This is a genomic window from Pseudomonas stagnisoli (assembly GCF_048595745.1).
In the GTDB taxonomy this organism is placed as follows: domain Bacteria; phylum Pseudomonadota; class Gammaproteobacteria; order Pseudomonadales; family Pseudomonadaceae; genus Aquipseudomonas; species Aquipseudomonas alcaligenes_A.
The window spans coordinates 3,572,501-3,585,364 of sequence record NZ_CP184361.1 but is presented as its reverse complement, the minus strand read 5'-3'; the positions used below and the strand labels follow the sequence as shown (position 1 = coordinate 3,585,364).

Below are 12,864 nucleotides of genomic sequence, written 5' to 3'. Positions count from 1 at the left end.
GACAAGCCCTGAACAACGGCACGCCTCATAGGCTGGGCAGACGCTGGCGAATACTCTCGATCAGGCTGTCCAGGCTGGCGGCCTGGTTTGTGTCGACGCGGCGGCTGTGGGCCTGTTCGTCCTCGTCAAGCGCATCGCGACTGGCCTGCTGGGCTTCGATCACTGCCAGGGTGGCGTCGGACGGATCGTTGCCTTCGGCCTGGCGCTGCTGCAGCCAGGCGGCGATCACCTCCTGCGGGGCCTGGCAGTCGAGGATCAGGAAGGGCGTGCCGTTCTGTTCGGCTACCTGCCAGGCGGCGCTGCGCTGTTCGCGCTTGAGGTAGGCGGCGTCCAGGACCACCGGGAAGCCGGCATGCAGGGCGCTCTCAGCCAACTGATGCAGGCGTTGGTAGGTGGCGGTGCTGGCGTCGGCGCTGTAGATGCCGCCGTTGAGGCTGCCCTTGGCGTCGTCCGGCTGTTCGCCGAACAGGCGCTTGCGCTCCACGTCCGAGCGCAGGCGGATGGCGCCCAGCGCCTCGACCAGGCGCAGGGCAACCTGGCTCTTGCCGACGGCGGAGACACCGCAGGTGATGGCCATGAACGGGGTGGGGATGGCGCTGTAGCTTTCCGCCAGGTTGGCGTAGTTGCGGTACTGGCGCAGGGTGGCGGCGCGCTGCACCGCATCGCTCTGGTGCGCCAGGCTGAACAGTGCGACCTTGGCGCGGACCAGGGCGCGGTAGGCCTTGTAGAAATTCAGCAGCTCCAGTGCCGGGTAGTCGCCGCTGTGTTCCAGCCAGGCGCTGACGAAACGCCGCGAGAGCGCCTTGAGACCGCGATCTTCCAGATCCATGGCGAGGAAGGCGGCGTCCGAGGCGATGTCGATCAGGCGGAACGGCTCGTTGAATTCGATGCAGTCGAACAGTACGACTTCCCCGTCAAGCAGGGTGGCGTTGCCCAGGTGCAGATCGCCATGGCACTCGCGAATCGCGCCGCTCGCCGCGCGCGTGGCCAGCAGCGGTTCGAGGCGGCTGATGTTGGCCTCGGTCCAGGCCTCGAGTGCGTCGAGCTGGCGCAGGTCCGCAGCGTCACCGAGCAGCGGGCGGATCTGCTCGAAGTTTTGCCGCATCGGCGCGACGATGGCCTGCGGCGAGCACAGTGGATGCTCGCTGGCTACGGCCGGCGTGCGGCCATGGAAGCCGGCGATCTGCCGGGCCAGGGCGTCGATATGTGCCGGCGTCAGCTCGCCACGTCCCTGCACGGCGCTGAGCAGCTGGCTTTGCGGGAACTGGCGCATTTTCAGCACGTATTCGATGGCCGGTCCGCTACCGCCCAGTTGCGGCGCGCTCTCGCTGCCGGTGACTGGCAACACCTCGAGATACAGGCCCTCGGTCAGGCGCTGGTTGAGACGCAGTTCCTCGCCGCAGAAATGCTGGCGCTGCTCCAGGCTGGTGAAGTCGAGGAAGCCGAAATTCACCGGTTTTTTGATCTTGTAGGCGAAGGGGCCGGTGAGCAGCACCCAGGAGATGTGCGTCTCGATGACCTGGAATCCTTCCACCGGATGAGGGTAGAGGGCCGGGTTCTGCAGGGCGGCAATCAGGGCTTGGCTCACGTTCTTTCCTTGCGCTTCGGTATCGATAAGAGTCCGCATTATGGCCGCTGTGAGGCGCTCTGCAAACCGCCGGGGCGCGCCTGTCGGCGCCAGGCAAAGTGCGTATAATGCCGCGCCATGACTCGTTCCCGTACCCCTCGCAAAGGCGCCAAGCGCCGCGCCGGCAGCCGTTCCTGGCTGGGCTGGCTGTTCAAGCTGTCGCTGGTCGGCCTGGTGGTGCTGGCCGGTTTTGCCGTGTACCTGGATGCCGTGGTGCAGGAGAAGTTCTCCGGCAAGCGCTGGACCGTGCCCGCCAAGGTTTACGCCCGGCCACTGGAGTTGTTCGTTGGCCAGAAGCTGAGCAAGCAGGACTTCCTCACCGAGTTGGATGCGCTGGGTTATCGCCGTGAAGGTGCGGCCAATGGCCCCGGCGCGGCCGCGGTGAATGGCAACCTGATCGATCTGCACACCCGCGGCTTCCAGTTCTATGAAGGTAACGAGCCGGCCCAGCGGGTGCGGGTGAAGTTCTCCGGCGATTACGTGGCCGCCCTGCTGCAGGGCAACGGCAGCAAGCTGGCGGTGGCGCGCCTGGAACCGTTGTTGATCGGCGGCCTGTATCCGGCGCACCACGAGGATCGCATCCTGATCAAGCTGGATCAGGTGCCGCCTTACCTGGTCGAGACCCTGGTGGCGGTCGAAGACCGCGAGTTCTTCAATCACTTCGGCGTATCGCCCAAGGGTATCGCTCGGGCCGTGTGGATCAATGCGACCGCCGGCCAGTTGCGTCAGGGCGGCAGTACCCTGACTCAGCAGTTGGTGAAGAACTTCTACCTGACCAACGAGCGCAGCCTCAGTCGCAAGCTTACCGAGGCGATGATGGCGGTGCTGCTGGAGCTGCACTACGACAAGAGAGAGATTCTTGAGGCCTACCTCAATGAGGTATTCCTCGGCCAGGACGGTCAGCGCGCCGTGCATGGCTTCGGTCTGGCCAGCCAGTACTTCTTCGGCCAGCCGCTGAACGAGCTCAAGCTGGAGCAGGTCGCGCTGCTGGTCGGCATGGTCAAGGGACCGACCTACTACAACCCGCGACGCAACCCGGAGCGCGCCCTGGAACGGCGCAATCTGGTGCTCGATCTGCTGGCCGAGCAGGGCGTGGTGACGGCCGAGGTAGCGGCAGCGGCCAAGCAGAAGCCGCTGGGTGTGACCAAGCGTGGCAGCCTGGCCGACAGCTCGTTCCCCGGTTTCCTCGATCTGGTCAAGCGCCAGCTGCGTCAGGACTACCGCGAGGAAGACCTGACCGAGGAAGGCCTGCGCATCTTCACCAGCTTCGACCCGATCCTGCAGCTCAAGGCAGAGTCCGCCATGAGCGAGACCTTCAAGCGTCTGTCCGGTCGCCAGGGGGTGGACGAGGTCGAGGCGGCCATGGTGGTGACCAATCCCGAAACCGGTGAGGTTCAGGCACTGATTGGCAGTCGCCAGCCGCGCTTCGCTGGCTTCAACCGGGTGCTCGATGCCAACCGCCCCATCGGCTCGCTGATCAAACCGGCGGTCTACCTCACGGCCCTTGAGCGCCCCAGTCAGTACACCCTGACCAGCTGGCTGGAGGACACGCCGTTCTCGATCAAGGGGCAGGATGGGCAGGTCTGGCGCCCGCAGAACTATGATCGCAAGGCCCACGGTACCATTTACCTGTATCAGGGGCTGGCCAACTCCTACAACCTGTCGACCGCCAAGCTCGGCCTGGAACTGGGCGTGCCCAATGTGCTCAAAACCCTGGAGCGTCTGGGCGTCGAGCGTGACTGGCCGGCATACCCGTCGATGCTGCTTGGCGCTGGCGCTCTGAGCCCGATGGAAGTGGCGACCATGTATCAGACCTTGGCCAATGGTGGCTTCAATACGCCGCTGCGCGGTATCCGCAGTGTGCTGACCGCCGAGGGCGAGCCGCTGAAGCGCTATCCCTTCCAGATTCAGCAGCGGTTCGACCCCGGCGCCATCTACCTGGTGCAGAACGCCATGCAGCGGGTGATGCGCGAAGGCACCGGCCGTTCGGTCTACAGTCAGCTGCCGTCTTCGCTGGCGCTGGCTGGCAAGACCGGTACCAGTAACGATTCGCGCGATAGCTGGTTTGCCGGCTTCAGCCAGGATCTGCTGGCGGTTGTGTGGCTGGGGCGCGACGACAACGGCAAGACACCGCTGACTGGCGCCACCGGCGCGCTGCAGGTGTGGACGGGCTTCATGAAAAAGGCCGACCCGCTGCCGCTCGACATGCCGATGCCAGACAATGTCACGCCTGCCTGGGTGGATGCTTACAGCGGCCAGGGCTCGGCGGCCGGGTGTCCGAATGCCGTGGAGTTGCCTTACATCCGCGGCAGCGAACCTGCTCCGGGTGCTGCCTGTGGCGCACCGGCGCCGCAGGACAATGTGATGGATTGGGTGCGTGGTTGGCTCAACTGAGTCGCTTCAAGTGAGGAATCGAATGTCTAAGTGGTTGGTTTCCGTGGCGTTGGCCTCCGCATTCCTGTCTGGCTGTGCCAGCGTACCGAGGGGCTCCATTCCGGTTCAGGATTCGTCCGGCAGTCTCATGACTGACGAGCAGGGCGCCTTTGCGCGTAGCGCGGGGGGTAGCGCGCCGGTGCAGGCGCGTACTCAGGAGCAGAGCCTGCCGCAGGACTCCGGTGTGGTGGTGATGGTGCCGGGCGGCGTCTCTTCCGCTCCGCTGGAAACCTACCCGGATGGCAGCAGCGGGACTCCGGCTACCTATGCGCCGGCACCGCTCAGTACCGGCCCAATCACGGGAGCCGCTGGCTACCAGGCGCCTGCAGCGCCGAGCATGCCCAGCGGTATCCCGGCGGGCGGCAGCCTGGCGATGGACGAGCAACTCGATGGTCCGGTACTGGCGCTGCTCACCAGTGCCCAGCAGCAGCAGAGCAGTGGCGATCTGGATGGTGCGTCTTCCAGCCTCGAGCGCGCTCAGCGTATCGCCCCGCGCGAGCCGCAGGTGCTCTATCGTCTTGCTGAGGTCCGTCTGGCCCAGGGCGATGCCGCCCAGGCCGAACAGCTGGCGCGCCGCGGCCTGACCTACGCCAGTGGGCGCCCGGCGCTGCAGGCGGGGCTGTGGGGGCTGATCGCCCAGGCGCGCGAACGTCAGGGCGATCCTGCTGGAGCCGCGCAGGCTCGTGAGCGGGCGCGGGTCAGTCTGTGATGGATGCGCGTTTGCCGGCGCTGGCCGATCAGCTGCTGCTGATCGAGCGTGAGTTGCGCGTGCTGGGCATGTGGTCGAGCGAGTCGCCCTCGGCCGAGGCGCTGGCCAGCCAGCAACCCTTCTGCGTCGATACCCTGGATTTCGAGGCCTGGCTGCAATGGCTGTTTCTGCCGCGCATGAAACAGTTGCTCGAGATGGCGGGGCCGCTACCGGCTGCGTCGGGCATCCGGCCGATGGCCGAGGAGCGCTACAGAGGGCGAGAATCGGAAGTGCAGGCGCTGCTGGTGGCGCTGGGTGAGTTCGATCGGTTGATTGGAAGCGCTCGCTGAGCGCTTCGCCGCCTGCGAATGGCTAGTCGCAGTTCTCCTTGATAGATGCCTCGCTCTCTGCGATGCGTTGCTGGCGTTCTTCCTCGGTGAGGCGGCGAGTCTCTCCTTGTATCTCGACGCGAAGACGCGGGTTGTTTTTCAGTTGGGCCAGATTGTAACGAGTGGCCTCGCAAAACTTTTCGCGCTCAGCTTCCTGCCTAGCAACATCGCCTTTGACCTTGTCGTCTGCAGTCTTTTGCTTGTCATCAGTCCTCTCCTCGGCTGCTGGCGGTTTTGCCAGCGGTGTCTTGGGCTGCGAGATGTTCGGGTTGACCGATGCGGCTTCCTGGCCCTCCGGCGGCTGCGAACCGAAGTGCACATTGCCCTGGGCGTCCACCCACTTGTAAATCTGTCCGGCCGTGGCGCCGGTGCTCAGGGTGAGCAGCACAGAGCACGCGAGAATCATGCGACGCATGTCATTTCCTTTTATCGGCAGCAAAACATGCCCGTTACTATAACCAAAACCGACGAATCTTCATCCTGCGCCATGTCACAAGCCGGCAGCGCGACAAACTGTGACGTACAGCTTGACTTGGTGTTTACTAATCCGAACAATCGTCCCTTCCTACTGTTGTGAGGTCCGCCGCAAGCGTCCCTCAGCTCAGTGGAAAAAGGCGCTACCCGTGCCGACCCCCGTTACACCCGCAACGCGTTACCTCGCGCTGGGAAGGAAAGGCTCCGCAAGATTGGGCCGTTCCGCTACTCGTCAGGCAGACCCTGCTCTATCCGCGACCACAGTCGTGCTCGTCCGCTGACCGGTAAGACCTACTCAAAGGACCACTCGTTGTCGGGTGGTGATCTGGCGTTATAGAGGTGAACAACGTGGAGCTTTTATCCGGCGCTGAAATGGTCGTCCGCTCGCTGCGTGACGAAGGCGTTAAGTATATCTATGGGTACCCGGGCGGTGCCCTCCTGCACATCTACGATGCCCTGTTCAAAGAGCCGGAAGTGACGCACATCCTGGTTCGTCACGAGCAGGCTGCCACTCACATGGCTGACGGCTACGCCCGCGCCACCGGCAAGGCCGGTGTGGTGCTGGTGACCTCCGGCCCGGGGGCGACCAATGCCATTACCGGCATTGCCACTGCCTACATGGATTCCATTCCGATGGTGGTGCTGTCCGGCCAGGTGCCGAGCCGCATGGTGGGCACCGATGCCTTCCAGGAAACCGACATGGTCGGTATCTCGCGCCCCATCGTGAAGCACAGCTTCATCATCAAGCATCCTTCGGAAATCCCCGAGGTGATGAAAAAGGCGTTCTACATCGCTCAGTCCGGTCGCCCGGGCCCGGTGGTCGTGGATATACCCAAGGACATGACCAACCCGGCCGAGAAGTACGAGTACAGCTACCCGAAGAAGGCCAAGCTGCGCTCCTACAACCCGGCGACCCGTGGTCACTCCGGGCAGATCCGCAAGGCCGTTGAGATGATTCTCGCCGCCAAGCGTCCGATCCTCTATTCCGGTGGCGGCGTGATCATGGGCAATGCCTCGGCGCAGCTCACCGAGCTGGCCAAGCTGCTCAACCTGCCGGTGACCAATACCCTGATGGGCCTCGGCGCCTTCCCGGGTGGCGATCGTCAGTTCGTCGGCATGCTCGGCATGCACGGCAGCTACACCGCCAACCTGGCCATGCACCACTCCGATGTGATCCTGGCCGTCGGCGCGCGTTTCGATGACCGCGTGATCAATGGCGAGACGGCGGCCAAGTTCTGCCCGAATGCCAAGGTCATCCACATTGACATCGATCCGGCCTCGATCTCCAAGACCGTCAAGGCCGATATCCCGATCGTCGGTCCGGTCGACAGCGTGCTGACCGAGATGGTCGCCATCCTCAAGGAAATGGGCGAGACCCCGAACAAGGACACCGTCGCCAGCTGGTGGAAGCAGATCGACGAGTGGCGTGGCGACGGTCGCCTGTTCCCGTACAACGAGGGCGACGGCAGCATCATTAAGCCGCAGACCGTGATCGAAACCCTGTGGGAAGTGACCAAGGGCGACGCCTTCGTCAGCTCCGACGTCGGCCAGCACCAGATGTTCGCGGCGCAGTACTACCGCTTCAACAAGCCCAATCGCTGGATCAACTCCGGTGGCCTGGGCACCATGGGCTTCGGCCTGCCGGCGGCGATGGGCGTCAAGCTGAACTTCCCGGACGACGACGTGGCTTGCGTTACCGGCGAGGGCAGCATCCAGATGAACATCCAGGAGCTGTCGACCTGCCTGCAGTACGACCTGCCGGTGAAGATCATCAACCTCAACAACGGTGCCCTCGGCATGGTCCGCCAGTGGCAGGACATGCAGTACAACAGCCGTTACTCGCACTCCTACATGGAGTCGCTGCCGGACTTCGTCAAGCTGGCCGAGTCCTATGGTCACGTGGGCATGCGCATCACCGACCTGAAGGATCTCAAGCCGAAGATGGAAGAGGCCTTCGCCATGAAGAACCGCCTGGTGTTCCTCGACATCGCCGTGGATACCAGCGAGCACGTGTACCCGATGCAGATTCGCGAAGGTGCCATGCGTGACATGTGGCTGAGCAAGACGGAGCGGACCTGACCATGCGCCATATCATCTCCCTGCTGCTGGAAAACGAGCCAGGCGCCCTGTCGCGCGTGGTCGGCCTGTTCTCCCAGCGCAACTACAACATTGAAAGCCTGACCGTGGCGCCGACCGAGGACCCGACCCTGTCGCGTCTGACGCTGACCACTGTCGGTCACGACGACGTTATCGAGCAGATCACCAAGAACCTCAACAAGCTGATCGAAGTGGTCAAGCTGGTGAATCTGTCGGAGAGCGCCCATATCGAGCGCGAGCTGATGCTGGTGAAGGTCAAGGCCACCGGCGCCCAGCGCGCCGAGGTCAAGCGCACCACCGACATCTTCCGTGGGCAGATCGTCGACGTGACCAGCAGCGTCTACACCATCCAGCTGGCCGGTACCAGCGACAAGCTGGACAGCTTCATTCAGGCCATCGGCACCGCGTCGATCCTGGAGACGGTGCGCAGTGGTGTGACCGGTATCGCGCGTGGCGACAAGGTGCTGAGCATCTGATCGCCGTGTTGCAGAACAAGCCCCGCCTGGTGCGGGGCTTTTTTATGTCTGGCGATTCCAGAAGGCGGCGATCAGCGGATCCTTGAGACGCCTGTGCAGGGCGAACAGGCCGATGTCATAGGCCGTGAGTGGCGGCTGAATATCGTACAGACGGATGCGCGCGGTCAGCGGGCTGTTGTCCAGGACGATCTGCGGCACCACGCCGATGCCGAATCCCAGGCTCACCATGCTGACGATGGCCTCGTTGCCGCTGACCTGGGCATAAATGCGCGGCTTGATGTTGTGGCTCTTCAGCCAGCGGTCGGTGCGCGTGCGGGCCAGGCCTTCTTCCGAGAGGATCAGCGGCACGTCCTTCCAGCTTTCGGCGCTGGGCTGCCTGAGCTGCTCCTCGTTCAGCAGTTGCGGCGATTGCGGGCCAATGAAACGCAGCTCGGAGCGCGCGATGGGCTGGAAGGCGACGTCGGCCGGCAGGCTGTCCGGGCGCGCGCCGATGGCGAGGTCTTCCAGCTCCTGCTGGACGCGCTCGACCGCCTTGGCAGGGTCGCCGGTGTGCAGCTTCATCTCGATGCGCGGGTAGTTCTGTCGGAAGCTGCTGAGGATGTCGTACAGGAAGCTGTAGCTGGCCGTGACGGAGCAGTACAGGGAGAGTTCGCCGTGCAGGACCTGTTGGTCCTGTTTGAACGTCTGGCGGATGGCCTGCCAGCCGTTCATCACGTCCTGGGCGTACTGGCGAAACTGCTGGCCTTCACGGGTCAGGCGTACCGAGCGGTTGTCGCGCAGGAACAGCGGGGCGCCCAGTTCGTCTTCAAGTTGCTTGATGCTGCGGCTGAGTGCGGAAGGGCTGACATGCTGCTCGCGGCTGGTCTTGCCGAAGTGCAGGTTGTCTGCCAGGGAGAGAAAAAGCCGGAGAGCCTGGCTGTCCATGGTCGTTTCACATATCGGCATGTAGTGTTGCAAATATATCATTTTACGCAATGGTGTGGATCGCTTAAGGTGCTTCCGTAGCGGTGCAGCGCACCCATCCCATTCGATTCACAAGAGCCAAGACCATGAAAGTTTATTACGACAAAGACTGCGACCTCTCCATCATCCAGGGCAAGAAAGTCGCCGTGATCGGCTACGGCTCCCAGGGCCACGCCCAGGCGTGCAACCTGAAGGACTCTGGTGTCGACGTCACCATCGGCCTGCGCAAGGGCTCCGCTACCGTCGCTAAGGCTGAAGCCCATGGTCTGAAAGTCACCGACGTGGCTACCGCTGTCGCCAATGCCGACCTGGTCATGATCCTCACCCCGGACGAGTTCCAGGGCCGTCTGTACAAGGAAGAGATCGAGCCGAACATCAAGAAGGGCGCTACCCTGGCCTTCTCCCACGGCTTCTCCATCCACTACAACCAGGTCGTTCCGCGTGCCGACCTCGACGTGATCATGATCGCGCCGAAGGCCCCGGGCCACACCGTGCGTTCCGAGTTCGTCAAAGGCGGCGGCATCCCTGACCTTATCGCCGTGTACCAGGACGCTTCCGGCAACGCCAAGAACGTCGCTCTGTCCTACGCCGCGGGCGTTGGCGGTGGCCGTACCGGCATCATCGAAACCACTTTCAAGGACGAGACCGAAACCGACCTGTTCGGTGAGCAGGCCGTTCTCTGTGGCGGTTGCGTCGAGCTGGTCAAGGCCGGATTCGATACTCTGGTCGAAGCGGGTTACGCTCCGGAAATGGCCTACTTCGAGTGCCTGCACGAGCTGAAGCTGATCGTCGACCTGATGTTCGAAGGCGGCATCGCCAACATGAACTACTCGATCTCCAACAACGCCGAGTACGGCGAGTACGTGACCGGTCCGGAAGTGATCAACGCCGAGTCCCGTCAGGCCATGCGTAACGCTCTGAAGCGCATCCAGGACGGTGAGTACGCCAAGATGTTCATCGCCGAAGGCGCGGCCAACTACCCGTCGATGACCGCCTACCGCCGCAACAATGCTGCTCACGGCATCGAAGTTGTAGGCGAGAAGCTGCGCGCCATGATGCCGTGGATCGCTGCCAACAAGATCGTCGACAAGGCCAAGAACTAAGGCCTGGCGATACGCTTGAAGAAACGCGGCCTTGGCCGCGTTTTTTTATGCGCGAGTGGGCTTCTGGTATAAAGCCCACTCGTAAACCGTGCCGCCCGCGAACCAGTGTCGGCGGCGCTGGTCGAAGTCCCATCCAATTGCTGCAAGGTGTTGTTCATGAACGAACGTCCCGAGGATTCTGCCAAGGGCTCCGAACCGGAAAGCCTGTTGCCCATCGATGAACACGTGGAGGAGGGGCAGGATGCCGAGGGCCGCAAGGTTCGTCACCGCGGTATCTATCTGCTGCCCAACCTGTTCACCACGGCAGCGCTGTTCTCAGGCTTCTACGCCATCATCAATGGCATGAACGGTCAGTTCGACCATGCCGCCATCGCCATCTTCGTCGCCATGGTGCTCGATGGTCTCGACGGGCGCGTGGCGCGCCTGACCAACACGCAAAGCGCCTTCGGCGCCGAATACGACTCGCTGTCGGACATGGTGGCCTTCGGTGTGGCGCCGGCGCTGGTGGCGTTCGAGTGGGCCCTGGGCAGTCTGGGCAAGGTCGGCTGGATGGTAGCCTTCATCTATGTGGCCGGCGCGGCGTTGCGTCTGGCGCGTTTCAACACGATGGTCGGCAAGGCCGACAAACGCTACTTCATCGGTCTGGCCAGTCCGGCGGCCGCTGCGGTGGTTGCAGGAACCGTGTGGGCCTTCAGTGACTTCGGCATCAAGGGCTCCAACATGGCCTTCGTGGTTGCACTGCTGGTGGCAGCGGCCGGCTGCCTGATGGTCAGCAACATCAAGTACCACAGCTTCAAGGATCTGGACCTCAAGGGGCGCGTGCCTTTCGTGGCCATCCTGATCGTGGTGCTGGTGTTCGCCGTGGTCTTCAGCGATCCGCCCCGCATCCTGCTGCTGATCTTCCTTGCCTATGCAGCCTCCGGCCCGGTTCAATATTTGTTGCAACTGCGTCGTCGCAACGCGGCCGAGTGATGTAATTTCCGCGCGGCTCCGCAGTCTACTGGCCTATTCGACGCCCAGGCTGTGGAGCCCACCATGCTGATCAAGTCTCCTTCTGCATCCGCCGCGCGCGAGTGCGATGTCACCCCGGAATCTGTCTATCTCTCCCGTCGTCGTTTCATGGCTGGCGCTGCCGGTGCTTTGGCGCTGGGAAGCTTGCCTGTGCGCGCTGACAATGAGCGCTATGCCGGGGTAGAGCCGGGTACCCCTCCGAGCTGGCTGGCCGACAAGTTGTCGCAAGTGCAATGGCAGATCGTGGCTCCCGGGCAGGAGGCACTGACGCCTTACAAGGATGTCACCGGCTACAACAATTTCTATGAATTCGGGACCAGCAAGGGCGATCCCGCCCGTTACGCCGGCAAATTGGAAGTCGAGCCCTGGACGGTGCTGGTCGATGGTGAGGTGGCCAAGCCTGGTCCTGTCGCGTTGGAGCAGCTCGTGCAGCCGCATCGCCTGGAAGAACGCATTTATCGTCTGCGCTGTGTCGAAGCCTGGTCCATGGTCATTCCCTGGCTGGGTTTTCCGCTGGCGGCGTTGCTCAAACGCGCGGAGCCGACCGGCAATGCCAGGTATGTTCGCTTCGAAACCCGTTTGGCGCCCGAACAGATGGCGGGCGTGCGCTCCGGCTTTTCCCTGATCGATTGGCCCTATGTCGAAGGCTTGCGCCTCGATGAGGCCATGCATCCGCTGGCATTCATGGCGGTAGGGCTTTATGGGCGTGAGCTGCCCAATCAGAACGGTGCGCCGTTGCGTCTGGTCGTGCCCTGGAAGTACGGCTTCAAGAGCATCAAATCCATTGTGCGTATCAGCTTGGTGGCCGAGCGGCCGCGAACGACATGGGAGAGCCTGGCGCCGGATGAGTATGGTTTCTTCGCCAACGTCAATCCGCAGGTGGATCATCCACGCTGGAGTCAGGCGACCGAGCGGAGGCTGCCCAATAGTCTGTTCAGTCCGAACGTGATCGATACCCGCCTGTTCAACGGCTATGACGAAGTGGCGTCGCTCTACAGTGGACTCGATCTGCGGAAATACTACTGATGCGTTATCCCCTCTGGCGCGGTCTGGTATTCGTTGCTGCGTTGCTGCTCCCCTTGTACTGGCTCTATGAAGGGCTACAGCACATGACAGGTCCCGATCCCGGCAAGGTGCTGGTCGATAACCTGGGGCAGGGTGCGCTTATTCTGTTGCTTATCACGTTATGCATGACCCCGCTGCGCCGGCTTACCGGCTGGGGCGGCTGGTTGGCGGTGCGGCGGCAGCTGGGGCTGTGGTGCTTTACCTATGCGCTGCTGCACTTCTGCGGTTACTTACTGTTCATTCTCGGGCTGCGTTTCGATCGGCTGTGGGCGGATGTCAGTGAGCGCCCCTACATTATTGTGGGGATGCTGGCATTTGTGGCGCTGCTGCTGCTGGCCCTGACGTCTAACCGTTACAGTCAGCGTCGGCTTGGCTTGCGCTGGCGCCAACTGCACCGGGCGGCCTACTTCATCCTTGTCCTGGCATTGCTGCACATGCTCTGGGTGGTGCGCTCCGATATAGGTGAGTGGCTGCTTTATGCGCTGGCGGGCGCGTTTGTCCTGCTGTCGCGTGTGCCTCGGGTAGCGGAAGGTTTGTC

The 12,864-nt window shown here is 63.0% G+C and carries 12 protein-coding genes (1 of these 12 running past the window's edge); 9 read left to right on the top strand and 3 right to left on the bottom strand.

Annotated elements, in window-relative coordinates:
• Positions 1-25: 25 nt before the first annotated feature.
• Complete coding sequence (locus ACOAPY_RS17280; protein ID WP_465154136.1) at positions 26-1,588, bottom strand: bifunctional aminoglycoside phosphotransferase/ATP-binding protein; 1,563 nt, start codon at positions 1,586-1,588, stop codon at positions 26-28.
• A gap of 117 nt (positions 1,589-1,705) precedes the next feature.
• Between ACOAPY_RS17280 and mrcB the strand changes: the two genes are divergently transcribed.
• Genes mrcB through ACOAPY_RS17265 form a run of 3 tightly spaced genes read left to right on the top strand, consistent with a single transcriptional unit; the run spans position 1,706 to position 5,098 of the window.
• A complete protein-coding gene (gene mrcB, locus ACOAPY_RS17275) occupies positions 1,706-4,021 on the top strand; it encodes a penicillin-binding protein 1B (protein WP_465154135.1) in 2,316 nt (771 codons plus the stop codon).
• 22 nt (positions 4,022-4,043) lie between these two features.
• On the top strand, positions 4,044-4,769 hold the full coding sequence (locus ACOAPY_RS17270) for a tetratricopeptide repeat protein (RefSeq protein ID WP_465154134.1): 726 nt from the start codon (positions 4,044-4,046) through the stop codon (positions 4,767-4,769).
• Positions 4,769-5,098 carry a YqcC family protein gene (locus tag ACOAPY_RS17265; RefSeq protein WP_465154133.1) on the top strand — a complete coding sequence of 110 codons (330 nt, stop codon included), beginning with the start codon at positions 4,769-4,771 and terminating at the stop codon, positions 5,096-5,098. Before ACOAPY_RS17270 ends, ACOAPY_RS17265 begins: the two co-directional genes overlap by 1 nt.
• A 22-nt stretch (positions 5,099-5,120) precedes the next feature.
• On the opposite strand, the gene ACOAPY_RS17260 is transcribed toward ACOAPY_RS17265, so the two are convergent.
• On the bottom strand, positions 5,121-5,552 hold the full coding sequence (locus tag ACOAPY_RS17260) for a DUF4124 domain-containing protein (protein ID WP_465154132.1): 432 nt from the start codon (positions 5,550-5,552) through the stop codon (positions 5,121-5,123).
• 407 nt (positions 5,553-5,959) lie between these two features.
• Between ACOAPY_RS17260 and ACOAPY_RS17255 the strand changes: the two genes are divergently transcribed.
• Both ACOAPY_RS17255 and ilvN read left to right on the top strand, forming a co-directional pair.
• Positions 5,960-7,690 (top strand): acetolactate synthase 3 large subunit, encoded by a 1,731-nt coding sequence (locus tag ACOAPY_RS17255; protein WP_076584206.1) that lies wholly within the window; start codon positions 5,960-5,962, stop codon positions 7,688-7,690.
• Between the two features lie 2 nt (positions 7,691-7,692).
• Positions 7,693-8,184 (top strand): acetolactate synthase small subunit, encoded by a 492-nt coding sequence (ilvN, locus tag ACOAPY_RS17250; protein WP_076428090.1) that lies wholly within the window; start codon positions 7,693-7,695, stop codon positions 8,182-8,184.
• Positions 8,185-8,226: 42 nt separating this feature from the next.
• On the opposite strand, the gene ilvY is transcribed toward ilvN, so the two are convergent.
• On the bottom strand, positions 8,227-9,108 hold the full coding sequence (gene ilvY / locus ACOAPY_RS17245) for an HTH-type transcriptional activator IlvY (protein WP_076584176.1): 882 nt from the start codon (positions 9,106-9,108) through the stop codon (positions 8,227-8,229).
• 125 nt (positions 9,109-9,233) lie between these two features.
• Here ilvY and ilvC point away from each other — a divergent pair, with 125 nt between their 5' ends.
• The 4 genes from ilvC to msrQ form a co-directional block, all read left to right on the top strand.
• The gene (ilvC, locus tag ACOAPY_RS17240; RefSeq protein WP_021701388.1) at positions 9,234-10,250 is read left to right on the top strand and encodes a ketol-acid reductoisomerase; all 1,017 of its coding nucleotides are present in this window, start codon (positions 9,234-9,236) and stop codon (positions 10,248-10,250) included.
• Positions 10,251-10,406: 156 nt separating this feature from the next.
• A complete protein-coding gene (gene pssA, locus ACOAPY_RS17235) occupies positions 10,407-11,222 on the top strand; it encodes a CDP-diacylglycerol--serine O-phosphatidyltransferase (RefSeq protein ID WP_076428086.1) in 816 nt (271 codons plus the stop codon).
• A 63-nt stretch (positions 11,223-11,285) separates the two neighbouring features.
• Positions 11,286-12,287, top strand: a complete 1,002-nt coding sequence (msrP, locus tag ACOAPY_RS17230) for a protein-methionine-sulfoxide reductase catalytic subunit MsrP (protein WP_465154131.1) — start codon at positions 11,286-11,288, stop codon at positions 12,285-12,287.
• Positions 12,287-12,864 carry the 5' portion of a protein-methionine-sulfoxide reductase heme-binding subunit MsrQ gene (gene msrQ / locus ACOAPY_RS17225; RefSeq protein WP_465154130.1) on the top strand. 19 nt of this gene lie beyond the right edge of the window, so only the first 578 of its 597 coding nucleotides appear in the window; it begins with the start codon at positions 12,287-12,289; its stop codon lies off the right edge, out of view. The genes msrP and msrQ overlap by 1 nt, the downstream gene beginning before the upstream one ends.